This window comes from Kluyvera sp. (assembly GCF_965301105.1).
The window spans coordinates 1-22,643 of sequence record NZ_CBDKZX010000065.1 but is presented as its reverse complement, the minus strand read 5'-3'; the positions used below and the strand labels follow the sequence as shown (position 1 = coordinate 22,643).

General features: G+C 55.3%; 20 protein-coding genes. 10 read left to right on the top strand and 10 right to left on the bottom strand.

What is annotated here, in order from left to right; all coding sequences use genetic code 11:
* Positions 1-297 precede the first annotated feature (297 nt).
* Positions 298-1,596, top strand: coding sequence for an MFS transporter (locus ACW14G_RS17745; RefSeq protein WP_167575212.1), 1,299 nt, complete (start codon positions 298-300; stop codon positions 1,594-1,596).
* 1 nt (position 1,597) lies between these two features.
* On the opposite strand, the gene ACW14G_RS17740 is transcribed toward ACW14G_RS17745, so the two are convergent.
* From ACW14G_RS17740 to trxC, 5 genes are all read right to left on the bottom strand, one after another.
* A complete protein-coding gene (locus ACW14G_RS17740; protein WP_419058571.1) occupies positions 1,598-1,906 on the bottom strand; it encodes a YfiM family lipoprotein in 309 nt (102 codons plus the stop codon).
* 62 nt (positions 1,907-1,968) lie between these two features.
* Complete coding sequence (pssA, locus tag ACW14G_RS17735) at positions 1,969-3,324, bottom strand: CDP-diacylglycerol--serine O-phosphatidyltransferase (RefSeq protein ID WP_064543404.1); 1,356 nt, start codon at positions 3,322-3,324, stop codon at positions 1,969-1,971.
* 108 nt (positions 3,325-3,432) lie between these two features.
* Positions 3,433-6,084 (bottom strand): bifunctional acetate--CoA ligase family protein/GNAT family N-acetyltransferase, encoded by a 2,652-nt coding sequence (locus tag ACW14G_RS17730; RefSeq protein ID WP_163448336.1) that lies wholly within the window; start codon positions 6,082-6,084, stop codon positions 3,433-3,435.
* 35 nt (positions 6,085-6,119) lie between these two features.
* Positions 6,120-6,818: a tRNA-uridine aminocarboxypropyltransferase gene (locus ACW14G_RS17725; RefSeq protein WP_249022869.1), complete on the bottom strand. Its 699-nt coding sequence runs from the start codon at positions 6,816-6,818 to the stop codon at positions 6,120-6,122.
* 69 nt (positions 6,819-6,887) lie between these two features.
* Positions 6,888-7,313 (bottom strand): thioredoxin TrxC, encoded by a 426-nt coding sequence (trxC, locus tag ACW14G_RS17720; RefSeq protein ID WP_064543411.1) that lies wholly within the window; start codon positions 7,311-7,313, stop codon positions 6,888-6,890.
* A 203-nt stretch (positions 7,314-7,516) separates the two neighbouring features.
* On the opposite strand from trxC, the gene ACW14G_RS17715 reads away from it, so the two are divergent.
* Positions 7,517-8,611 (top strand): tRNA/rRNA methyltransferase, encoded by a 1,095-nt coding sequence (locus tag ACW14G_RS17715; RefSeq protein ID WP_419058524.1) that lies wholly within the window; start codon positions 7,517-7,519, stop codon positions 8,609-8,611.
* A 61-nt stretch (positions 8,612-8,672) separates the two neighbouring features.
* Here ACW14G_RS17715 and ung read toward each other — a convergent pair whose 3' ends face one another.
* Positions 8,673-9,359: a uracil-DNA glycosylase gene (gene ung / locus ACW14G_RS17710; RefSeq protein ID WP_064543415.1), complete on the bottom strand. Its 687-nt coding sequence runs from the start codon at positions 9,357-9,359 to the stop codon at positions 8,673-8,675.
* Positions 9,360-9,677: 318 nt separating this feature from the next.
* Between ung and grcA the strand changes: the two genes are divergently transcribed.
* The gene (gene grcA / locus ACW14G_RS17705; protein ID WP_064543417.1) at positions 9,678-10,061 is read left to right on the top strand and encodes an autonomous glycyl radical cofactor GrcA; all 384 of its coding nucleotides are present in this window, start codon (positions 9,678-9,680) and stop codon (positions 10,059-10,061) included.
* Between the two features lie 85 nt (positions 10,062-10,146).
* On the opposite strand, the gene ACW14G_RS17700 is transcribed toward grcA, so the two are convergent.
* Complete coding sequence (locus ACW14G_RS17700; RefSeq protein WP_163448330.1) at positions 10,147-11,514, bottom strand: PTS transporter subunit EIIC; 1,368 nt, start codon at positions 11,512-11,514, stop codon at positions 10,147-10,149.
* Between the two features lie 273 nt (positions 11,515-11,787).
* Between ACW14G_RS17700 and ACW14G_RS17695 the strand changes: the two genes are divergently transcribed.
* Positions 11,788-12,987: an enolase C-terminal domain-like protein gene (locus ACW14G_RS17695; protein ID WP_223803151.1), complete on the top strand. Its 1,200-nt coding sequence runs from the start codon at positions 11,788-11,790 to the stop codon at positions 12,985-12,987.
* A 1-nt stretch (position 12,988) separates the two neighbouring features.
* On the opposite strand, the gene ACW14G_RS17690 is transcribed toward ACW14G_RS17695, so the two are convergent.
* Positions 12,989-13,708 (bottom strand): GntR family transcriptional regulator, encoded by a 720-nt coding sequence (locus ACW14G_RS17690; RefSeq protein WP_249022871.1) that lies wholly within the window; start codon positions 13,706-13,708, stop codon positions 12,989-12,991.
* A 58-nt stretch (positions 13,709-13,766) separates the two neighbouring features.
* Positions 13,767-15,101, bottom strand: a complete 1,335-nt coding sequence (srmB, locus tag ACW14G_RS17685; RefSeq protein WP_249022872.1) for an ATP-dependent RNA helicase SrmB — start codon at positions 15,099-15,101, stop codon at positions 13,767-13,769.
* Between the two features lie 127 nt (positions 15,102-15,228).
* On the opposite strand from srmB, the gene trmN reads away from it, so the two are divergent.
* Positions 15,229-15,969 carry a tRNA(1)(Val) (adenine(37)-N(6))-methyltransferase TrmN gene (gene trmN, locus ACW14G_RS17680; protein ID WP_249022873.1) on the top strand — a complete coding sequence of 247 codons (741 nt, stop codon included), beginning with the start codon at positions 15,229-15,231 and terminating at the stop codon, positions 15,967-15,969.
* Here trmN and nadB read toward each other — a convergent pair.
* Complete coding sequence (gene nadB / locus ACW14G_RS17675; protein ID WP_163448321.1) at positions 15,954-17,573, bottom strand: L-aspartate oxidase; 1,620 nt, start codon at positions 17,571-17,573, stop codon at positions 15,954-15,956. The two genes, trmN and nadB, sit on opposite strands and share 16 nt — an antisense overlap.
* A 417-nt stretch (positions 17,574-17,990) precedes the next feature.
* Between nadB and rpoE the strand changes: the two genes are divergently transcribed.
* The 5 genes from rpoE (at position 17,991) to lepA (ending at position 22,642) form a co-directional block, all read left to right on the top strand.
* Positions 17,991-18,566, top strand: a complete 576-nt coding sequence (gene rpoE, locus ACW14G_RS17670; protein ID WP_064543429.1) for an RNA polymerase sigma factor RpoE — start codon at positions 17,991-17,993, stop codon at positions 18,564-18,566.
* A gap of 31 nt (positions 18,567-18,597) precedes the next feature.
* Entirely contained in the window at positions 18,598-19,245 is a 648-nt protein-coding gene (rseA, locus tag ACW14G_RS17665) for an anti-sigma-E factor RseA (protein ID WP_163448319.1), read from the top strand.
* Complete coding sequence (gene rseB / locus ACW14G_RS17660) at positions 19,245-20,198, top strand: sigma-E factor regulatory protein RseB (RefSeq protein ID WP_163448318.1); 954 nt, start codon at positions 19,245-19,247, stop codon at positions 20,196-20,198. Before rseA ends, rseB begins: the two co-directional genes overlap by 1 nt.
* Entirely contained in the window at positions 20,195-20,671 is a 477-nt protein-coding gene (gene rseC / locus ACW14G_RS17655) for a SoxR-reducing system protein RseC (RefSeq protein ID WP_167575221.1), read from the top strand. Before rseB ends, rseC begins: the two co-directional genes overlap by 4 nt.
* A 171-nt stretch (positions 20,672-20,842) precedes the next feature.
* A complete protein-coding gene (gene lepA, locus ACW14G_RS17650) occupies positions 20,843-22,642 on the top strand; it encodes a translation elongation factor 4 (RefSeq protein WP_163448316.1) in 1,800 nt (599 codons plus the stop codon).
* Position 22,643 lies beyond the last annotated feature (1 nt).

Sequence of the window (22,643 nt, the reverse complement as noted above, 5' to 3'; positions counted from 1 at the left end):
AAGCCCATCCTGACGGATGGGCTTTTTTGCGTCTGTGCGATCCCGTCTCACATGCTGGATGTTGGCGCTAACATCTCCTTATGTGCACGTGATGCACAATACTCCACTTTTTTTCCACTCCATTTCCCACTATTCCTCCTGCAGCTAATCCTAAATCGTGATCCTGCTAACAGAAAATGTGACTCTCATCACTAATTTGTAAATAACAATTATATAACATTTCATTTACTAAAATATCTGCCTGCGTGACGTGTACGCCCGGTAAGGCAGGAGAGCGCTTTTGGCAGGAGTTAACAAATGGCCGTAACCAGTGTGACCCCAGAAGAATCGCTGACCAACAGCGATACTCGCCGTCGCGTGATGGCAATTGTCGGGGCATCATCAGGGAACCTTGTTGAGTGGTTTGATTTCTACGTCTACTCGTTCTGTTCCCTCTATTTTGCTCACATCTTTTTCCCGTCAGGCAATACCACTACCCAACTGCTGCAGACTGCTGGCGTATTCGCCGCGGGTTTTCTGATGCGCCCAATCGGTGGTTGGCTATTTGGCCGCATCGCAGACCGCCGTGGACGTAAGGTCTCGATGCTCATTTCCGTATGCATGATGTGCTTCGGCTCGTTAGTTATTGCTTGTTTGCCGGGCTACAGCGTGATTGGCACCTGGGCTCCCGCACTGCTACTGCTGGCGCGTTTGTTCCAGGGGCTGTCCGTCGGCGGCGAGTACGGTACCAGCGCCACCTATATGAGTGAGGTAGCGGTTGAAGGCCGTAAGGGCTTCTATGCGTCCTTCCAGTATGTCACGCTGATTGGCGGTCAATTGCTGGCTGTACTGGTGGTGGTAATTCTTCAAAATGTGCTTAGCAGCGAAGATCTTCACGCCTGGGGATGGCGAATTCCATTTGCTCTGGGGGCCGTACTGGCGATTGTCGCCCTGTGGCTGCGTCGCCAACTGGATGAAACCTCACAGAAAGAGACGCGCACGCTAAAGGAGGCCGGTTCATTCAAAGGGCTGTGGCGTAACCGCAAGGCATTTGTGATGGTGCTCGGTTTCACCGCCGCAGGCTCGCTGAGCTTCTACACCTTTACGACCTATATGCAGAAATATCTCGTAAACACCGCCGGGATGAGCGCCAATCTGGCAAGCGTCATTATGACTGCCGCGCTGTTCGTCTACATGCTGGTTCAGCCGTTCTTTGGACTGCTGTCGGATAAAGTCGGCCGCCGTACCTCGATGCTCTGCTTTGGCGCGCTGGCCACCCTGTTTACCGTGCCGATTCTCTCCGCGCTGCAGAACGTCACATCACCGTACGCGGCATTTGCGTTAGTCATGTGCGCGCTGCTTATTACCAGCTTCTATACCTCTATTAGCGGGATCCTGAAAGCTGAAATGTTCCCGGCGCAGGTGCGCGCGTTGGGGGTAGGCTTGTCTTATGCGGTGGCTAACGCCTTGTTTGGCGGTTCAGCCGAATACGTGGCGTTGTCGATGAAGTCTGCGGGTATCGAAACCGCCTTCTTCTGGTATGTGACGGTAATGGCGGCGATTGCTTTCCTGGTCTCACTTAAGCTGCATCGCAAAGGAAAAGGTCTACGCCTGTAGTTTAATTTTGCGCGAGCTGCCACACCGCATAGCCGGTGGTGGCACCGGCAACGTCCCAGGCAAAGTCCTTCCAGCTCCAGCCGCTCCCTGCCGGGCGGCTGTCCCAGAGCTCTTTCGTCGCCCCCAGGCTGACGGAAAACATCAGGCCAATCGCCGCGCTGCGATCGCGGCTGACTCCCTGGTGCTGCGCATACTCATTACCGGCGGCTGAAAGCATCGCCGAGGCAATAAAATGCTGAGCTTTATCCTGCCCGCTCCAGCTATCGTTTGCCATATGGCTGCAACCGCTGAGCGCCAGCATTGTGCACATCAGAAGAGGGCGTAGCATAAAGACTCCAGTCATAAAAAAGCCCCGATGTGCGGGGCTTCAGTTTACAGGATACGGCTAATCAGCCTGTCGATACGAATTCGACGCAGACGGCGAATCAGCTTGCGCACTTTTACCGGATAGTCCGCGATGCTTTGCAGGTCGCGGAAGTGATTAACTACCGTCGTGTGCTTACGGATAAGATCCAGCTCCTTCTGGCGCATCGACGCCAGCTGCTTTTTCGGATCGTGAATCAGCACCGCGTTTTCCAGGTCCAGACGCCAGGCACGAGGGTTGAGGTTATTGCCGGTCAGCAGAATCCACTCGTTGTCGACCCACATCCCTTTCAGGTGATAGCTATTATCGCCGTCTTTCCACAGGCGCACCGTCAGCTGATCGGTATTGATGTAATATTGCAGGCGGCTCAGGAAGCGGCGCAGGTTAATCTCGTACAGATACGGCAGCGCGCCGATAATTTTAAACGGCTCATTTTCCGGAATATAGAAGTCATTCGCCGTTTTGTCCCCGACGATAATCTCCACTTTCTTCCCTTCGCGCAGCAGACGAATGATGCTACGGACCAGCAATGCTGGCAGGTTAAAGTAAGGGGTGCAGATAGTGAGCTTTTCTTCGGTGCACGGCATCAGGTGGAAAATCGCTTTATTCAACTGGCTGGTTTTCCCCAGACCAACCAGCGGCGTAACCGTCAGCTCATCATCACCGGCATTACCTGTGAAATGGTAGCTGGTATCACGCAGTTCCTGGCGATACTGGCGGATATCATTTTTGATTTCCGGGCTTTTCGGACGCTCAGTGTTGTCCAGACGATTCACGCCACGGCCTTCGACCAGATTCTCCGATACCCAGTTGAACATGATATCGGCCATCTGCGGATTGCGAATACACTGGTAGCGATCATAACGATATTTATCGTGCTGATGCAGATAGACATCATTGATGCTCGCGCCGCTATACAGCACGCAGTCATCAATGATGAAGCCTTTAAAGTGCAGTACGCCGAGCGCTTCACGGGTATTCACCGGCACGCCATAAACGGGAACCTCGACACCTGGGTTCTCTTTTGCGGTGCGGCAGTACCAGTCCGCGTTGGTATTGGATGCGGCAGCACCAATGCGCCCACGCTGTGCGCGATGCCAGTCAACCAGCACGCGAACATCGAGTTCCGGGCGTTGACGTTTGGCATCGTACAGGGCTTGCAGAATCATCTTTCCGGCGTCGTCCTGCTCAAGGTACAACGCGACGATACAGATTCGGCGCGTGGCGCTGGCGATTTTTGCGAGCAACGCTTCACGAAAATCTGCTGGAGCATAAAAAAACTCAATATCATCAACAGACTGTGAAAGCTTGGGTAGTTGGGCAAGGTGTTGTTGATGTTTATTACGCTTAAATTTTGACAACATCACAGTGCGTTTCTTCTCTGGTTTAGTGAAGGGTCCTCTGTACCACGCAGACGACGTAAGCGGTCAATGATACCATCTCTGTCGGGTAAGGGCAGCATTTCCAGCAGCTTAGTCATCACTTAGCCTTAATGACAGCCCGACAATGCCATCTTCCAGCTGAATATCTACGTCAAAACCGAGCTTCCTCGCCAGAGCAATCATTCCACGATTGTTTGGCATGGTAATACCATTCAGGCGCTGTAAACCATGGGATCGGGTGTAGCCAATAAGTTTGTCCAGCAGACGCCCACCCAGCCCCAGACCTTTCAGGTCGGAGCGCACTAATACAGCAAATTCCGCATCAATGTTGTCGGGATCGGAAATCGCGCGAGTCACTCCCAGGATCTCGGTACGATCGCCTGACGAATAGACTGCCACGAAAGCCATTTCTCGATCGTAGTCGATCTGCGTCATATTGGCTAAATCGTCGTGGGTAAATTCGTTGATCTCGCTGAAATAGCGGTAATAAAGATCTTCTTTCGTCACCCGGGCGATAAACTGCTGCAGTAGCGGCTCGTCTTCCGGCAGAATTGGGCGGAACAAGCAGCGCTCGCCGTTTTTCATAGTCACCCACTCTTCAAGGTGCTGCGGGTAAGGCCGCACCGCCAGTCGACTTTCGCTTGACCCGCTAAATGGCGCAATATCCAGCGTCACGTCCAGAGCGGTAAATTCGTTGCCAGAGGCAAGCAGCGGGTGAATATCCAGCCGCTGAATTTCAGGGCAATCCACAATCAGGTTCGACACCTGTACCAGCAGTTGGCTCAATCCCGCAACATCCAGCGGCCGCAGCGCGCTACGCCCGCGGATTTTCTTGTTTTTAATCGCCTGAATGACCAGATAGCGCGCCAGCGTCATATTCAACGGCGGTAAGGCGACAGCGGCCTGATCCTCTGCGCGCCATTCCACACCGCCTTCACCCAGCATAATCAGCGGCCCGAAAACCGGATCGTGCTCGACGACGACGCGCAGCTCCTGAGCGCCAGCGCGGTTGGCCATACTTTGCACCAGCAGCCCGTGAATACGTGCCTGTGGCCAGGTCATTTTTACACGGTCAAGGATGGCGTCCGCCGCCTGCTGCACTTCGCTGGCGGTACGCAGGTAGAGCATGACGCCCTGAACTTCCGATTTATGCGGAATGTCCGGCGAACGAAGCTTAAGCGCGACCGGATAACCAATCTGCTCGGCAATGTGTACGGCCTCGGCGCTGTCTGCGGCAATCCAGGTGGGAAGCGTATTCAGGCCGTAAGCGGCTAAAATTGGCCGCACTTCGTGCGTGTCCAGTGCGCTGATGCCGTTATCAATCGCCTGCTGTAATAATTCATGCGCCTGGCCGGTATTGGCGGTCAGGCTGTGCGGTAGGGCCGGGGTTTCCCGTAGCTGCTTCTGGTTGCGCCGGTACTCCACCATGTGCATAAAGGCAGTAATGGTGCCTTCCGGCGTGCGGTAGGTCGGGATCCCGGCATCGCTGAACATCCGGCGCGCTTCTATCGATGAATACTCGCCGCACCAGTTGGTCAGTACGCTGATGTAGTTGCCGCGCGGGTGTTGCTTAATCAGGTCAATCAAGGCCGCAGCGCTTTCGCTGCCTGGCGCAGTGGCGCTGGGTGAGTGGATGACCATCAGCGCGTCGAGGTCCGGGCTATTCAGCAATACATTCACCGCCGCCAGATAGTGGCCAATACTGGCATCATCACGTAAATCCAGCGGGTTGTTGGCCTCGACGGTATCGGGCAATAGCTGTTGAAGCTGCTGGCGCGTCTCGTCGCTCAGCGTGGCCAGCTTGCCATTACGCGCCCAGTGTTCATCTAACGCTAGCGCCGCAGGCGCCGCGCCGTTGCTGATGATCATGAGTCGCTCGCCGCGTAGCGGCCGCATATGACTGAGCGTTTCAACGGCAGAAAACAGTTCATGCGTGTCCTGTACGCGGAGCAAACCCGCGCGCTGGATAGCCGCATCCCAGGCCGGATCCATCCCCGAATTCACGTGCAGTAGCCGCTGTGCCGCTGGGCTACGACCACTTTTAATCACCAGAATGGGCTTATTACGCGATGCGCTACGGGCGGCAGAGACAAAGCGGCGTGCGTCGCTGAGTTGCTCGAGATACAGCAGAATAGCGCTGGTTTTACTATCGCGCGCCAGATAATCGAGCAGATCGTCGACGTCGATATCGAGGCTGTCGCCGAGCGCGATAAAATAGGAGAAGCCCATTTCGCGCTGCTGCGCCCAGTCCAGTATCGTGTTGGAGACGGCGGCGGACTGCGAGATAAAGGCCAGCTTGCCCTTGCGGATGGGCACCGGCGAGAAGCTGGCGTTCAGCCCCTGCCACGGGGCCAGTAATCCGAGGCTGTTCGGCCCCAGTAGTCGCATCTGATAACGGGCGGCGCAAGCTTTTAGCTCGCTGAACTGGTCCGGAGGGGAGGAGAGAATAATACAGGTTTTGCAGCCTTTTTCGCCCAGTGACTCCAGCAGCTCAAGATTGCGGCGCGCATGGGTACACAACACCGCGAGATCGGGGGAGAAGGGGAGGCTTTCAATCGTCGGCCAGGCCAGCACGCCCAGCACGGCTTTCCACGCGGGCGTCACCGGCAATACCGGGCCCGCGAAACCACCCGCCAGCAGGTTTTGCATCATCAGAAAACCGGCGCGCTGAGGTTTCATTGATGCGCCAATCACTGCAATCGATTTGGGTCTCAGCAGTGCTTCCAGCCCACGTTGGCTCATACCGGTCTTCCTTACGCGACAATGACGGTAAGAGTTTAACCGTTTTCCGCCTCGACTGCTGTGACGCTGCCCTGATGCTGAGATTTTCCTGCCAGATAGCGAGTGCGAAAGCGGGTGAAATGCTGACTGAGTGCTGACGCAGCATCGGTGTCATTAGCTAAATCGAGCAGCGCAATCGCCACTTCAGCGGTGCAATACTGCCCTTCGGCGTGCACTTCGCGCAGGCTGTAGGCCGATACGCGAGAAAGGTCGACGGAGATCAGCGGCAAATTGTCCAGCCACGGGCTTTTGCGAAACATTTTGCGCGCTTCCGGCCAGGTTCCGTCTAACATAATAAAGAGCGGTGGTTTACCTGATGGCGGGGCGCTCAACACTTGCCTGTCGGCATCGGCGTAGGAAGAAGGAAAGACGACCATCGGCTGATAGTCGGGGGTGCTGACCAAATCCAGCAGCGCCTGGGGCGGTTCGGTACGCGACCATTGAAAAGCCTCGGTCTGCGGCAAAATATCGGCGATCAGACGGCCAGTATTACTGGGCTTCATCGGCTCGGTATCAAACATCACCAGGCAGAAACGGCTTTTTGCCGGCTGCGGCGTGATGGTGTCACAGAGACAATAGCGCTGCACCAGCAGGCAACGCTGGCAGCGACGAACCCGATTACCGCGGGCAAGAAAAGGACGAGTCGCGCGGGCAAGACGCTCAGCGCGCAACCGAAGAACGGCATTATCAATCATGGGATTCGAACGGCAAAAACGCTATTGTCGCAGAGGCGGATTCGGGGCACAAGATGTGCCCCGTGGGTATCAGGCTTGCAGGGCCTCGTTCAGCCAGCTTTCAAACGGCGCTTTGGGGACGGCGCCGTTGAGCATATCGATCACTTCGCCATTTTTGAAAATCATAATGGTCGGGATACTGCGAATACGGAAGCGGGCGCTCAGTTCACGTTCGGCTTCGGTGTTCACTTTTACGAAGCGCATCGTGCTGCTGCGCTCTTCGGCGACGTCTTCAAATATCGGCGCAAAATTGCGGCAGGGGCCGCACCATGGCGCCCAGAAATCAACCACAACCGGGAGATCGTCCTTCAGCAGTTTGTCCAGCGTGCTGTCCGTGGCGTTAATAACATCGCCATCAAACAAGTCTTCACCACAGCGTCCACATTTTGCCGCCTCGTTAATGCGTTCTTCTGGAATGCGATTAAGCGCCTGGCAGTGGGCACAAACGGTATTCATAACTCACCTCTGGGTCTCGTGTTGCAGAACGGCAATGTTGCCGGATGTTTCTATAATGTTACACATTATCGTTCAGAGCGTATTAATCGACAATGCGTTTTATCCAATGGGTACAATAGTCGTGGTCTTTTGTACGAAGTCATAGCTAAGCGCTGGCACATCAGGTAATCTGCGCGCTTCGCGCAGCGCAGGTGGAGAAAAACATGAGCGACGAACTGAAAAACAAAAACGGCAAGGTCAAAGTGATGTACGTCCGCAGTGACGATGACTCGGACAAACGCACCCAAAATCCACGTACTGGTAAAGGCGGAGGCCGTCCAGGCGCATCCCGTGCCGGTACTTCCCGTGCCGAAGGCGGTCGTCGCCCTGCCCGTGATGAGAGAAAGGGTCAAAACAGCGATCGTGGCCGTGAGCGCGGTCGGGATGTTGAACGCGATCGCGAACGTGGTGAAGGCTCCCCATGGCGTACGGTTTCCCGTGCTCCGGGTGACGAAACTATTGTTAAGCCCGATCACGGCGGCATCAGCGGCAAAAGCTTTATCGATCCGGAAGTTCTGCGTCGTCAGCGTGCGGAAGAAACCCGCGTCTACGGTGAAAACGCCTGTCAGGCGCTGTTCCAGAGCCGTCCGGACGCGATTGTCCGCGCCTGGTTCGTGCAGAGCGTTACCCCGCGCTTTAAAGAAGCGCTGCGCTGGATGGCTGCGAACCGTAAAGCCTACCACGTGGTGGATGAAGCCGAGCTGGCGAAAGCGTCCGGAACCGAACATCACGGCGGCGTTTGCTTCCTGATTAAAAAACGTAACGGCACTTCCGTACAGCAGTGGGTCGCGAAAAGCGGCGAAGATGATTGCGTACTGGCGCTGGAAGATGCGGGCAACCCGCACAACCTCGGCGCGATGATCCGCAGCTGCGCGCACTTTGGTGTGAAAGGCGTGGTATTGCAGGATGCAGCGCTGCTGGAGTCTGGTGCCGCAATTCGTACCGCTGAAGGCGGCGCTGAGCATGTTGAGCCAATTACCGGCGACAGCTTCATTGATGCGCTGGAGCAGTTCCGCGCTGCGGGCTACACTATCGTCACGACCAGCGGCAACGGCCGCGGTCTGCCGCTGTTCAAATCAGAACTGCCTAAGAAAATGGTGCTGGCGCTGGGCCAGGACCGTGATGGCGTTTCCGAAGCGGCTGCCTCTATTGCTGACATGAGCGTGTCAATCGACGGGACGCGCGCCGTTGAAGGCCTGAACGTCTCCGTGGCGACGGGCGTGCTGCTGGCTGAATGGTGGCGTCAGCATAAAGCGTAAGAACGTGAATGAAAAAAAACCGGTAGAGGCGACTCTACCGGTTTTTTTATGCCTGCTTTAGCTAGACTTGCTCCGGCAGCACCGGCATCCAGTCAATCGGCGTCTCGCCGCGCTGTTCAAGCCACTGGTTGGCCTGCACAAAATGATTACTGCCAAAGAACCCGCGATGCGCCGACAGCGGCGACGGATGTGGCGCTTTCAGCACGCGATGACGCTGAGGGTCAATAATCGCCCCTTTCTTCTGCGCGTGCGATCCCCACAGTAAAAAGACTACGCCTTCACGATGTTCGTTAATCAGCGCAATCACCTTATCGGTAAAGGTTTCCCAGCCGAGGCTGGCGTGAGAATGCGCCTGTCCGGCACGCACGGTGAGCACGGTGTTGAGCAACAGCACACCCTGGCGCGCCCAGCTCTCCAGATAACCGTGGTTCGGACGGGTAAAACCGGGAATGGTGCCTTCCAGCTCTTTATACATATTCAGCAGCGACGGCGGTATGGCAATGCCCGGCTGGACAGAAAACGCCAGTCCGTGTGCCTGATTGGGGCCGTGGTACGGGTCCTGGCCCAGAATCACCACTTTCACATCGCTCAGTTCGGTATAGCGAAAAGCGTTGAAAACATCTTTTTGCGGCGGATAAATGGTCACGCCCGACTGGCGCTCGCTGGCCACGGTCGCCAGCGTGTTAACAAAATAGGGCTGCTCTTTTTCGGCGGCCAGCACGTCGTGCCAGGTTAATGGGGTTGTCATCTCGCTCTCCTGCGAATTTCTCTCGCTATAGCTTAACTGCTTCTTTCTCCATCACAAAATCGGATAGTGGAAGGGGAAGTCTGTAGAATAAAAAAAGTTGAATATTTACAAATATTTTTAGTGCTTACAGGGTGCGTAACTTGATGCAAAACAAGTATTTTCCTGTATCACCACTTTTATGGTGTGGTTTTTGTTGATTTAAATCAAAGAATCAAGGGTGTTCGAGGGGTATATATACACTCAAGCAACAATGGTTTTACCAATTGGCCGGGAAGCGGCCAGTTAAAAACGAATATAAAGAGCCTAGGGAGGCATCAAATGATTACTGGTATCCAGATTACTAAAGCTGCAAACGACGACCTGCTCAACTCATTCTGGCTGCTCGACAGCGAGAAAGGTGAAGCCCGTTGCCTGTGTGCGAAAGGCGGTTTTAAAGAAGATGACGTCGTTGCCGTTAGCGCGCTGGGCGATATCGAATACCGTGAAATCCCGGTTGAAGCGAAACCAGAAGTTCGCGTAGAAGGTGGTCAGCACCTGAACGTCAACGTACTGCGTCGTGAAACTCTGCTGGACGCCGTTGAGCATCCGGAAAAATACCCGCAGCTGACCATCCGTGTTTCCGGTTATGCGGTACGTTTCAACTCTCTGACTCCGGAACAGCAGCGCGACGTTATCGCCCGTACTTTCACCGAGAGCCTGTAATTTCTCAGGGGTGGGAAATGGAGGCGTTGGGTTAATCCGGTGCTAACAGACAAATCCCCCGCAGGATACCTGCGGGGGATTTTTTTTATCTGGACTGCTCGCGCCCGACCAGAATGGTGGTTAGCGTGAAGGAGAGCACCAGCGCGATGGCCACGCCAGAGATGGCGAAAATAAAGTAAGGGCCGATGTACGCGGGCAGGCTGAAAATACTCGATAAAATATAGCCATACAGTCGTACGCCAAAGAAGGCGATAAACGCTGAAGCCAGTGAGCTGGCGATCGTGGCGGCGATAAATGCTTTCTTGTAGCGGGTCAGTACGCCGAACAGCGCCGGTTCCGTAATGCCCAGCAGCGCGGAGATCGCAGCGGAAAGCGTCACCGTGCGGTTTTCTTTGTTCAGACGCCAGATGGCAAACGTGGCTCCGGCAATCGCCATATTGGCCATAAACATCATCGGCATCAGCATGTCGTAACCGCGATCGCTGAAGTTTTGTAGCGCGATAGGCGTCATCGCGTGATGCATCCCGGTCAGAATAGCGACCGGACGAATGGCGCCCACGACCAGCCCGGCGAAGCTCGCCGAAACGCCAAACAGCCCTTCGATAAACCACGCCAGCATTTTACCCAGCCAGATACCAATCGGCCCAATCACCACCAATGCCGCCAGCGCGCCGAGGAACAGCGTTAGCGTGGGCGTAAAGACGGTTTTCAGCACGTCGGGCATGATCTTGTCGACCGCCTGGTGAATGTACTTCAACGCCAGAATGGAGAAGATCACCGGGATCACGCTGGAGGCGTAGTTGAATACCGATACCGGAATGGCGTTAAACAACCAGAGCGCGGAGGCGGCGTCGGCTTGATGCGTGGCGAGCGCTTTCGCTGCGTCAATCAGCGTAGGGTACATCAAGCAGGCGGCGACGGCGGCGGCCAGGTATTCGTTGGTTTTAAAGATCTTCGCCGCCGAGACGGCAAGGAAGAACGGCAGGAAATAAAATACGCCGCTAGCGATAAGATCGATGATCATCACCGTTTCGCTTTTCGGCGATACCACTTTTAGCGCAATCAGCCCCGCAAGCAGGCCTTTGATCATCCCGGCACCGGCGATGGCGGGGACGATCGGGCCGAATACCCCGGAGACGGTATCCATAAACAGCGAAACCAGGCTTTTGCGTTCTTTGCTTTTGCCGCTAACAGTCGACTGGCCGCTATCGCCGAGGGCTTCCTGCAGCGCTTCATACCAGCTGTTCACCTTCGGGCCGATAATAATCTGGAACTGATCGCTTTGTAGCTGTGCGCCCAACACGCCGGGCAGTTGCTTAATTTCATCCTGCGCCACTTTATTATCATCAATTAAATCAAAGCGCAGCCGGGTCATACAGTGCCAGACTTTATTGATATTCTCCTGTCCACCTACCAGACGAATAATCCTGCTGATAGCCTCTTGCGTCCCCATAATGGCTCCTGCGGTATGTTTGTTGTTTTGTTTGTCTCGCTGAATGGTAAGTAAGCTCATCGTTAAAAACAAACCAATAAAATATGATTTCAATCACAACTTCCGTCTATAAGGTGGTTAAAACATGGTTTGTGTTTAAATTGGTTTGTTTTTTAAATAAAAACAAACCTGTTTTTGGACCAAAAAATATATTGAATAAAAAGGTTTACCGAACGCCGAAAATAGAGTGAAGATAATGGCAATCCTATTATTATTTTCCACAGGGAGCCTTCTGTGAAACCTACGCTGATTACTGCGATAGATTGTTTTATCACGCGTCCGGACCGCCACAACCTCGTGACGGTACGGGTGACGACCGACAACGGCACCATTGGTTACGGCTGCGCCACCTTCCAGCAACGCCCGCTGGCGGTAAAGACGATGGTCGATGAATATCTGCAACCGCTGCTGGTGGGGCGTGATGCCAACAATATCGAAGATCTCTGGCAAATGATGAACGTCAACGCCTACTGGCGCAACGGCCCGGTCATGAACAACGCCATCTCAGGCGTGGATATGGCGCTGTGGGATATCAAAGCAAAACTGGCCGGGATGCCGCTATATCAGCTGCTGGGAGGAAAATCGCGCGATGCGATTGCCGCATACACTCACGCCAGTGGTGAAACGCCGGAGGAACTGTTTGTCTCCGTGGATAAGCTGCTGGAGCAGGGGTATCGCCATATTCGCTGCCAGCTAGGCTTTTACGGTGGGACGCCGCGCGAAATGCAAACGCCGGAAAATCCGACGCCGGGAGCCTGGTTCGATCAGGATGAGTACGTTCGCAATACGGTAGAAATGTTCCGTCTGCTGCGCGCGCGTTACGGTCATCGTTTCCATATTCTGCATGATGTCCACGAGCGACTCTTCCCACAGCAGGCGCTCCAGATGGCAAAGCTGCTGGAGCCTTATCAGCCGTGGTTTATCGAAGATATTTTACCGCCGCAGCAGAGCGCGTGGCTGGCGCAGATTCGCCAGCAGACCTGCGTGCCGCTGGCGATGGGGGAGCTGTTTAATAATCCGGCGGAGTGGCATGACCTCATCGTCAACCGGCAGATTGATTTTATTCGCTGCCATATTTCGCAGATTGGCGGCATCACCCCGGCCCTGAAGCTGGCGGTGCTATGCCAGGCCTTTGGCGTACGTTTGGCGTGGCATGGTCCGGGCGATATGACGCCTATTGGGGTCGCGGTGAATACGCATCTCAACATTCATCTGCACAATGCCGCGATTCAGGAGTTTATTCCGCGTTCCGCCGCCACGGATGCCGTTTTCCCCGGTGCGCCAGAGGTGAAAAACGGCTTTATCTATCCGCCGACGGCGCCGGGTATTGGCGTGGGCTTTGACGAGGCGCAGGCGCTGGCGCATCCGGTCGTTTATCGCCCGCATGAGTGGACGCAGAGCCGCCTGCCGGACGGCGCGATACACACGCCGTAGGCTAGCTCTGCGGCTGCTGGCGAAAAACGAGATTGTCGCGATTATGGGGGATGACGTAGGTGCAGGAGTAGTTGATATCGATGATGTCGCTTATCTCATAAACCTGCCCGCCTTCGAGGATCCCCCGATTGTTGATGTGCATGGCCGGGCTGCCTTTTTTACAGCCCAGTAGCGCAGCCTGCTCGCGGCTGACGCTAATCGCCCGATAGCTGGTGAGCAGGTGGGAGATGGGATAACCTTTTTCCAGCACGTACTGCTGAAGCGAGCGTTCAATCACCTCCTGGTTAAGGTCACTGAACATCGCCGCAGGCATCCGTGAGACTTCAATCTGGGTGGCAATATCATCGACGAAACGCAGGCGGCAGAACTGCCAGATAAAATCATCGTCGGTCAGGCCGAAAATCTGCCGGTCCTCCCGCTCGGGCCGTTTCTTGTGCAGGCTGATCATCCGGTAACGCATCTGGTCAAAGCGTTTTTCGGTAATCGAGTTATAGACCAGCGGATTGCCTCGCGTTTGCTCGTTAATCCAGATGCCAGAACCCTGCACGATGCGCACCACGCCAATGCTGGCAAGCTTTTCCAGCGCCTGGCGAATGGTGAAGCGCGAGACGCCGTACTCTTCGGCCAGCTGACGCTCCGGCGGCAGCTTGCGCGGCCCATCACCAGGCTGTTGGTAAATTTTGCTGAGGAGATCCTGAGTCACGAACTCTTTTTTCTTCATGGCCGCTGTCCCTTACTCTTCAATATAAAAACGCCGGGAACATGTCCCGGCGTTTGTTTTACTCTTCGGTGCTCTTTTCCGCTGCACCGGTACCGCTCGGCTTGCGGCGCTTGCCAATGTTTTTGAGATCGCGGTGACGTACCTTCACGCGCGGTTTTTCTTTGTCTTTCTCTTTTTTCTTCTCGGCACGTTTCGCCAGCACTTTCTTCGACGGTTTGCCAGTCATCTTCTCGCTTGGCGCTCGCGTAGTGGGGCGCAGCCCATCAATGACGCGCGCTTTCAGCTGTTCTTCGATATAGCGACCAATCTTCAGCAACAGCAGATGATCGTGCGTTTCAACCAGCGAAATCGCCGTGCCTTTACGGCCCGCGCGGCCGGTACGGCCAATGCGGTGCAGGTAGGTATCGGCGCCGCGCGGCATATCGAAGTTAATCACGTGGCTGACATCAGGGATATCGATCCCGCGCGCTGCGACATCCGTCGCAACCAGCACATTCACGCGGCCATCGGTCAGACGTTTGATACCTTCGTTACGCTTAATCTGCGGCATTTCGCCTTCGAGATAGCAGTTGTTGATCCCGGCCAGACGCAGCGTTTCCGCCAGCTCATGCACGCGCTCGCGTTTGCGCACAAAGACGATGGTACGGGTGGCGTCTTCCTGCTTGAGCAGGTGCTTGAGCAGCTCAACTTTGTGCTCATAGTTGTCGGCACGGTAGTACCACTGGTGGATCTTCTTGCGCTCGCGGGTGGACGGCGTCGCGGAGACTTCCACCGGATCTTCCAGCAGACGCTCGGCGAAGTCTTTAATCGCTTCGCCTTCCAGCGTCGCGGAGAACAGCAGCGTCTGTTTGCGCCAGCGGGTTTCTCCGGCAATGTGTTCGATATCCTGGGCGAAGCCCATGTCCAGCATGCGGTCGGCTTCATCGAGGATCAGCGTCTCAACGGCACGGCAGTCGAAGTTTTCTTCTTTGATGTACTGCAGCAGACGGCCTGTGGTGGCGACCACGATATCCTGGTTTTCGCTGAACACTTCGGCGTGGTTCATATACGCCACGCCTCCGGTGATGGTGGCGATGTCCAGATGGGTGTTTTTCGCCAGTTCGCGGGCATGGTCAGCGACCTGCATTGCCAACTCACGCGTTGGCGTGAGGATCAAAATACGCGGCGGGCCGGATTTTTTACGCGGAAAGTCGAGCAGGTGCTGCAACGCAGGCAGCAAATACGCCGCTGTTTTACCGGTGCCGGTTGGCGCAGAACCGAGAACATCACGTCCATCGAGCGCAGGCGGAATGGCGGCAGCCTGAATGGCAGTCGGGCGTGTAAAGCCTTTACTCTGGAGGGCTTCCAGCAGGCTTTCGTCAAGTTCAAGTTCGGAAAAAGTCGTTACAGTCATGATTACCTCTGTGTGAGGCGCTGATTATAGACGTTACGGCTGTAATCTTCATCTGTTTGTATGGCTATCTGTTCTCGGGTATTGTTCATAGCCGAATGCTTATGTGGATTGGCCTGCAAGGTTACTTATGACGTCTGATTCTAAATCCGCGCTGCGCCGCAACGGATTTACCTTTAAAAAGTTTTTTGTTGCCCACGACCGCTGTGCGATGAAAGTGGGCACCGACGGCATTTTACTCGGCGCCTGGTCGCCGATCGCCCGGGTGAACCGAATCCTCGATATTGGCACGGGAAGCGGGCTGCTGGCGCTGATGCTGGCGCAGCGTACCGAAGAGAACGTGACGATCGATGCCGTTGAGTTGGATGAAGAGGCGGCGGATCAAGCGCGGGAAAACGTGGCGGAATCGCCGTGGGCCGGGCGAATTGAGGTGCATACGGCGGATATCCAGCAGTGGGTTGCCGGGTTAACCACGCGCTACAACCTGATTGTCAGCAACCCGCCTTACTATGAGCAGGGGGTGGAATGCGCCACGCCGCAGCGAGAACAGGCGCGCTACACCACCACGCTCGACCATCAGGCGCTGTTGGCCTGTGCCGCGAATGCGGTGACTGAAGACGGCTTTTTCTGCGTGGTGCTACCGGAAAATATCGGCCAGACTTTCACCCAGCAGGCGCTGTCAATGGGCTGGCATTTACGTCTGCGCACCGACGTCGCGGAGACGGAGATGCGCCTGCCGCATCGCGTGCTGCTGGCTTTTTCACCGAAAGGCGGAGAGTGCTATAGCGACAGGCTGACGATCCGTGGGCCAGAGCAGCAGTACTCGGAAGGCTACACTGCGCTGACCCAGGCGTTCTATTTATTTATGTGAACCAGCGGCGAGAGCACCGATGGGCCGGATTCCGCGAGCAGTTCCGGGTAGTCCAGCGTGTAATGCAGCCCACGGCTCTCTTTACGCATCATCGCGCAGCGTACAATCAGCTCGGCCACCTGCACCAGGTTGCGCAGTTCCAGCAGGTTATTGGAGACGCGGAAACGTGAGTAATACTCGTCCAGCTCCTGCTGCAACATGGTGATACGGCGCAGGGCACGCTCCAGCCGCTTGGTGGTGCGCACGATACCGACGTAGTCCCACATAAACAGACGCAGCTCGTGCCAGTTATGCTGAATCACCACCAGTTCGTCAGAGTTTTCCACCCGGCTTTCGTCCCAGGCGGGTAGTTTCTCCACCTGACGGGCGTACGGCATGCGCTTATGAATATCTTCCGCCGCCGACCAGCCGTAAACTAGGCATTCCAGCAGCGAGTTTGACGCCATGCGGTTCGCGCCGTGCAGGCCGGTATAGCTCACTTCGCCAATGGCGTACAGGCCGTCAACGTCGGTGCGTCCATAGTCGTCGACCATCACGCCGCCGCAGGTGTAGTGCGCCGCCGGAACAATCGGCACCGGCTCTTTAGTGAGATCGATACCCAGCCCCAGCAGCTTCTCGTAAATCATCGGGAAGTGCTGGCGTACAAAGGCTTCCGGTTTGTGGCTGATGTCGAGGTACATGCAATCAACGCCGAGGCGTTTCATCTCGTGGTCAATGGCGCGCGCCACGATATCGCGTGGTGCAAGCTCGCCACGTTCATCAAAGTCCGGCATAAACCGGCTACCGTCGGGGCGCTTCAGATGTGCGCCTTCGCCGCGCAGGGCTTCGGTGAGCAGGAAATTACGCGCCTGCGGGTGATACAGCGCGGTCGGGTGGAACTGGTTAAACTCGAGGTTAGCGACGCGGCAACCCGCGCGCCAGGCCATGGCGATGCCGTCGCCGGAGGAAATATCTGGGTTGGTGGTGTACTGATACACCTTCGAGGCGCCGCCGGTAGCCAGCACTACGGACTTCGCCGAACAGGTTTCCACCTTCTCTTTATTACGGTCCCAGATCCACGCGCCAACAACCCGGCGGGTGCCCGGCAGGCCGACTTTATCCGACACGATAAGATCGACGGCATTACAGCGTTCCAGCACGCGAATATTCGGGTGGCTCATCGCTTTACTGACCAGCGTGTTCTCGACTTCGCGTCCGGTGGCGTCCGCCGCGTGCAGGATACGGCGATGGCTATGGCCGCCTTCGCGCGTCAGATGATAACTCTCTTCCCCGTTAGCCTGGATTTGCGTATCGAACAGCACGCCTTGATCGATCAGCCACTGCACGCAGTGTCTGGCATTGCTGGCAACAAACGACACCGCCTGACGGTCACAGATGCCCGCGCCGGCAATCAGCGTATCCTCAACGTGTGATTCAATGCTATCCGTCTCGTCAAAAACGGCGGCAATGCCCCCCTGCGCATAAAAGGTAGAACCTTCGCTCATCGGGCCTTTGCTGAGGACAATCACGGAACTGTGCTCCGCAAGGCGCAATGCCAGCGAAAGCCCAGCAGCGCCGCTGCCTATAATCAATACATCACAGGAAAGTTCTGGAAGTGAGTTCATCTTCTTTGTTTAATTTACTAAACACGGTAATCGAAGATTAGCACTATAAAAGCGACATGTGCAGGGTTTTTTTACGTCAGGGTTATAATGGCTAAACATGCTGGCTGAAAAGGCGTCGTGGGCGAGGGCAAAAAATCTGAATAAAGCCAGGTGTTATCACCGCTATTTATGGTGAAATCAAGGCCGGGTTACGATACTCTTCACTGGATTTGCGTTTTTATTTCGCAACTTACACATCTGTTCACATCAGCAGACTTATAATGACAGACAATGAACGGCCTGCTGCGAAACAAAAAACAAAGCGTAACGGAACTTTACGAAAACCGGACACTCTAACCTTCTGCTTGCTCATAATGCAGTGTTGGAGTGGCATTCTGATTACGCATGGGAATAGGGTTTGGGGAGACATTACCTCGGATGAGCGAGCAGTTAACGGACCAGGTCCTGGTTGAACGGGTCCAGAAAGGAGATCAGAAAGCTTTTAACCTTCTGGTAGTACGCTACCAGCATAAGGTCGCGAGCCTGGTTTCCCGCTATGTGCCATCCGGCGACGTGCCGGATGTCGTACAAGAGTCTTTTATTAAGGCCTATCGTGCGCTGGATTCTTTCCGGGGAGATAGTGCTTTCTATACGTGGCTGTACCGCATTGCGGTGAATACGGCTAAAAATTACCTGGTTGCTCAGGGGCGTCGTCCGCCGTCCAGCGATGTGGACGCGAACGAGGCCGAAAACTTTGAAAGCGGCGGCGCTTTGAAAGAAATTTCGAACCCTGAGAACTTAATGTTGTCAGAAGAACTGAGACAGATTGTTTTTCGCACCATTGAAGCGCTTCCGGAAGATTTACGCATGGCAATTACCTTGCGGGAGCTCGATGGCCTAAGCTATGAAGAGATAGCGGTCATTATGGATTGTCCGGTAGGTACGGTTCGTTCACGTATCTTCCGTGCGCGAGAAGCTATCGATAATAAAGTTCAACCGCTTATCAGGCGTTGACGGAAGCGGGATACTGGAAAAGGTATTAGGCATGCAGAAAGAACAACTTTCCGCCTTAATGGATGGTGAAACGCTGGATAAAGAACTGTTAACTGAGTTAACACGTTCCACAGAGTTGCAGAAAACCTGGGAGAGCTATCACCTCATTCGTGACTCGCTGCGCGGCGAAACGAGTGAAGTCCTTCATTTTGATATCTCCTCTCGCGTGATGGCCGCCATCGAAAATGAGCCCGTTCGTATACCGACTGCGCCGCTCATTCCTGAAGCCCAGCCAGCACCTCATCAATGGCAGAAAATGCCGTTCTGGAACAAGGTCCGTCCATGGGCCAGCTCGCTCACCCAAATGGGCGTGGCGGCTTGCGTATCACTGGCTGTTATTGTCGGCGTTCAGCACTATAATGGGCAACCAGATTCCTCTCAACCTGAGTCACCGGTATTTAACACGCTGCCGATGATGGGCAAAGCCAGCCCGGTTAGCCTGGGCGTTCCTTCGGACGCGTCGGCGGGTAACGGTCAGCAGCAGGTTCAGGAACAGCGTCGTCGTATTAATGCTATGCTGCAGGACTATGAATTGCAGCGTCGCTTGCATTCAGAACAGCTTCAGTTTGAGCAGGCACAAACTCAGCAGGCTGCTGTTCAGGTGCCAGGCTATCAAACTTTAGGAACGCAATCGCAGTAATGAAGCAACTTTGGTGTGCCATGTCACTTGTGGCTGGTAGCCTGTTCTTCTCCGCAAACGCCTCGGCTGATGTATCGTCCGGGGCGTTGTTGCAGGAAATGAATCTGGCCAGTCAGTCACTCAACTACGAGCTGTCGTTCGTCAGCATCAATAAATCCGGCGTGGAATCGTTACGCTATCGTCACGTGCGTCTGAATGGTCAGCCGCTGGCGGAGCTGTTGCAAATGGACGGTCCGCGTCGCGCGGTGGTCCAGCGCGGTAACGAGATCAGCTATTTTGAACCGGGTCTCGATCCCTTCACGCTGAACGGCGACTACATTGTCGACTCCTTGCCTTCGCTGGTCTATACCGATTTCAAACGTCTGGCGCCTTACTACGACTTTATCTCCGTCGGGCGTACGCGTATTGCCGATCGCATGTGCGATGTGATTCGCGTTGTGGCGCGAGACGGCACGCGCTACAGCTATATCGTCTGGGTTGATTCCGAAAGCAAACTGCCGATGCGCGTCGATCTGCTTGACCGCGATGGCGAAACGCTGGAGCAATTCCGGGTTATAGCGGTCACCACCGGCGATCAGGTCAGCGGCACGATGCAGAACCTGGCGAAGGCTAATCTGCCGCCGCAGCTCTCTGTGCCGACCAACAACAATGTTGATCTGAATTGGTCCGCTGGCTGGGTGCCGCAGGGCTTTAAAGAGATTTCCAGCAGCCGCCGCACGTTGCCGAGCGTTGATAGCCCGGTCGAGTCGCGCCTGTTCTCCGATGGGCTCTTTAGCTTCTCAATTAACATCAATCGCGCCACAGCCAACAGCAGCGATCAAATGCTGCGTACCGGACGCCGGACGGTGAGCACCACGGTGCATAACCAGGCTGAAATCACCATCGTTGGCGAACTTCCGCCGCAAACCGCGAAGCGGGTCGCAGACGGTATTCAATTCAAGGGCGCGCAATGATTAAAGAGTGGGCCACCGTTATCGCGTGGGACAACGGCCTGGCGCAGGTCAGCTGCGATGTGAAAGCCTCTTGCAACAGCTGCGCCTCGCGCGCGGGCTGCGGCAGCCGGGTGCTGAATAAGTTAGGCCCGCAAACCACCCACACCATCACTGTACCGAGTGCGGAACCGCTGGTGGCGGGGCAAAAGGTCGAGTTGGGCATTACCGAAAGCAGCCTGTTGGGTTCCGCGATGCTGGTATATATGTCTCCGCTGCTCGGTTTGTTTGTGGTCGCGGCGCTATTTCAGGTGCTGTTCGGCACCGATATTGCCGCGCTGTGTGGTGCGGTGCTGGGCGGTGTCGGTGGATTTCTTATTGCGAAAGGGTTTTCACCACGCCTTGCCGCGCGGCAAACCTGGCAGCCGGTCATCATCAGCGTGGGGCTTCCCCCCGACCTGATTCGCACGGCATCTTCATCTGAAATGAGCCAGTGATTACACTGGCTTTATTTTTTGGAACGCTCCTCGCAGGAAGCGCTATGCTTGCGGGAAGAGCATTTCCTGGTTGCGCGGTTGTAGTGTAGAATGCGGCGTTTTCGAACGACAACAATGTCAGGCTCCGTACCGCGGCCTCAAAGTATCCGTAAGGCATAAATATTTTAATATATGAAGAATATACGTAACTTCTCCATCATTGCACATATCGACCACGGTAAATCAACGCTGTCTGACCGTATTATTCAGATTTGCGGCGGCCTTTCCGACCGCGAAATGGAAGCCCAGGTTCTGGACTCAATGGATCTGGAACGCGAGCGTGGCATTACCATCAAAGCGCAGAGCGTGACGCTGGACTTTAAAGCGGCCGATGGCGAGACCTATCAGCTGAACTTTATCGACACCCCAGGCCACGTCGACTTCTCTTATGAAGTTTCCCGTTCTCTGGCGGCCTGTGAAGGCGCACTGCTAGTGGTTGACGCCGGGCAGGGCGTAGAAGCACAGACGCTGGCGAACTGCTACACCGCCATGGAAATGGATCTGGAAGTTGTGCCGGTTCTCAACAAAATCGACCTGCCTGCCGCCGATCCTGAGCGTGTTGCGGAAGAAATTGAAGATATCGTCGGCATCGATGCGACCGACGCTGTACGCTGCTCGGCGAAAACCGGCGTGGGCGTTACCGATGTACTGGAGCGTCTGGTGCGCGATATTCCGCCGCCGGAAGGCGATCCGGAAGGCCCGCTGCAGGCGCTGATCATCGACTCCTGGTTCGATAACTATCTGGGCGTGGTTTCGCTGGTGCGTATTAAAAACGGCACCATGCGTAAAGGCGACAAGATTAAAGTGATGAGCACCGGTCAGGTTTACAACGCTGACCGTCTGGGCATCTTCACGCCAAAACAGGTTGATCGTACCGAGCTGAAATGCGGCGAGGTAGGTTGGCTGGTTTGTGCGATTAAAGACATCCTCGGCGCGCCGGTTGGCGATACCTTGACGCAGGCGCGTAACCCGGCGGACAAACCGCTGCCAGGCTTCAAAAAAGTGAAGCCGCAGGTTTATGCCGGCCTGTTCCCGGTCAGCTCTGACGACTACGAAAACTTCCGTGACGCGCTCGGCAAGCTGAGCCTGAACGATGCCTCCCTGTTCTACGAGCCGGAAAGCTCCACCGCGTTGGGCTTCGGCTTCCGCTGTGGCTTCCTCGGCCTGTTGCACATGGAGATCATTCAGGAACGTCTGGAACGTGAATACGATCTGGATCTGATCACCACCGCGCCGACCGTAGTGTATGAAGTGGAAACCACGGCGAAAGAGACTATCTACGTTGATAGCCCGTCCAAACTGCCGCCGCTGAACAACATCTACGAACTGCGCGAGCCGATCGCTGAGTGTCACATGCTGCTGCCGCAGGCTTACCTCGGTAACGTCATTACGCTGTGTATCGAGAAGCGTGGTGTGCAGACCAACATGGTTTACCACGGTAACCAGGTTGCGCTGACCTATGAAATTCCGATGGCGGAAGTGGTACTCGACTTCTTCGACCGTCTGAAGTCCACCTCTCGCGGCTATGCGTCGCTGGACTACAACTTCAAACGCTTCCAGGCGTCTGACATGGTGCGCGTTGATGTCCTCATCAACAACGAACGTGTCGATGCGCTGGCGCTGATTACCCACCGCGACAACTCCCAGAGCCGTGGCCGTGAACTGGTTGAGAAGATGAAAGATCTGATCCCTCGCCAGCAGTTTGATATCGCGATTCAGGCGGCCATCGGCACGCATATCATCGCGCGTTCAACGGTGAAGCAGCTGCGTAAAAACGTTCTGGCGAAATGCTACGGTGGCGATATCAGCCGTAAGAAAAAGCTGCTGCAAAAACAGAAAGAGGGTAAAAAGCGCATGAAGCAGATCGGTAACGTCGAACTGCCGCAGGAAGCGTTCCTCGCCATTCTGCATGTCGGTAAAGACAATAAATAAT